Below are 1459 nucleotides of genomic sequence, written 5' to 3'. Positions count from 1 at the left end.
ATGCGGCGGGTGACCGAGCCGCTGGCGCTGATGGGCGCGCGCATCGACACCGAGGCCAATGGCGTGCCGCCGCTGCGCATCCATGGCGGCCAGCCGCTGCGCGGCATCGACTTCGTCTCGCCGGTGGCCAGCGCCCAGGTCAAGTCGGCGGTGCTGCTGGCCGGTCTGTATGCCGAAGGTGTCACCACGGTGCAGGAGCCGCATCCCACCCGCGACTACACCGAGCGCATGCTGTCCGCGTTCGGCGTGGACATCGAGTTCTCGCCGGGCCAGGCGCGGCTGCGCGGCGGCCAGCGTCTGCGCGCCACCGATATCGCGGTGCCGGCGGACTTCTCCTCGGCGGCGTTCTTCATCGTCGCCGCCAGCATCATTCCCGGCTCGGACATCACCCTGAAGGCGGTCGGGCTCAATCCGCGCCGAACGGGTCTGCTGGCCGCGCTGCGCTTGATGGGTGCGGACATCGTCGAGCACAACCACAGCGAGCACGGCGGCGAGCCGGTCGCCGACCTGCGCGTGCGCTACGCGGCGCTGCGCGGCGCGACGATTCCCGAGAGCGTGGTGCCGGACATGATCGACGAGTTCCCGGCGCTGTTCGTGGCCGCCGCCGCCGCCGACGGCCAGACCGTGGTCAGCGGCGCGGCGGAGCTGCGGGTCAAGGAATCGGACCGCCTGGCGGCGATGGCCACCGGGCTGCGCAGCCTGGGCATCGTCGTCGATGAGACCCCGGACGGCGCCACCATCCACGGCGGCACGCTGGGTGCAGGGACCATCGAGAGCCACGGCGACCATCGCATCGCCATGGCCTTCGCCATCGCCGGACAGCTGGCGCAAGGCGAGGTGCGGATCCAGGACGTGGCGAACGTGGCGACGTCGTTCCCGGGTTTCGACACGCTGGCGCGCGGCGCCGGCTTCGCGTTGTGCACCGCCTGATCGCCTGCGCAGCACCGGCCGCGTGCAAGCGCGGCCGGGGGAAGAGGCAAATCGGGTTGTCGAAACGTCAGTGCGTCGGCTGCGGACGCGGCGGATCGTTGGCGGGTGTTGACGGTGTCGACTGGGCAGCGCGGTAACCGCTGCCGTCGTCGTCGCGGTCCACGGCCAGCCACCAACCGGCGACGGCCAAAGCCAGTGCTATCACGATCATCCAGGCCCAGGGCGACCCGCGATCGGCCCGCGCATGCGCTTCCCCACGCGCAGACGACGGGCGGGCAGGACGCTTCCACGCGTCCAGCGGCTGTGTCGACTTGTACGGGGTGGGCATGGCGGCAACTCCGGTGCCGTGGGACGGGTCCAGTGTCACCCAGGACCCGCCTCAGGGGTGTCACCCCCATGTGAACGCCGCCCGCGCGTCCGGGCGGCGGTTCAGTTACGGCCCCGGCTTGAAGTCGAACGGAATCTCGATGCTGGCCGGCACTGCACGGCCGTTCTGCTGCGCCGGGCGGAATTTCCAGCGGCGCACGGT

Annotated in this window: 3 protein-coding genes; 1 reads left to right on the top strand and 2 read right to left on the bottom strand. The window is 71.4% G+C overall.

Annotated elements, in window-relative coordinates; translation table 11 throughout:
- On the top strand, positions 1–930 hold a 930-nt coding region (locus D180_RS21120; RefSeq protein ID WP_017914333.1), incomplete at its 5' end, for a hypothetical protein.
- 67 nt (positions 931–997) lie between these two features.
- On the opposite strand, the gene D180_RS24085 is transcribed toward D180_RS21120, so the two are convergent.
- Positions 998–1258, bottom strand: a complete 261-nt coding sequence (locus D180_RS24085; RefSeq protein WP_157835494.1) for a hypothetical protein — start codon at positions 1256–1258, stop codon at positions 998–1000.
- Between the two features lie 105 nt (positions 1259–1363).
- Positions 1364–1459: energy transducer TonB (locus D180_RS23190; protein WP_198526594.1), on the bottom strand; the 96-nt coding region annotated here is incomplete at its 5' end.

The sequence above is a fragment of the Xanthomonas sp. SHU 166 genome, assembly GCF_000364685.1.
Classification (GTDB): domain Bacteria; phylum Pseudomonadota; class Gammaproteobacteria; order Xanthomonadales; family Xanthomonadaceae; genus Xanthomonas_A; species Xanthomonas_A sontii.
This window is presented reverse-complemented; position numbering and strand designations above follow the sequence as displayed.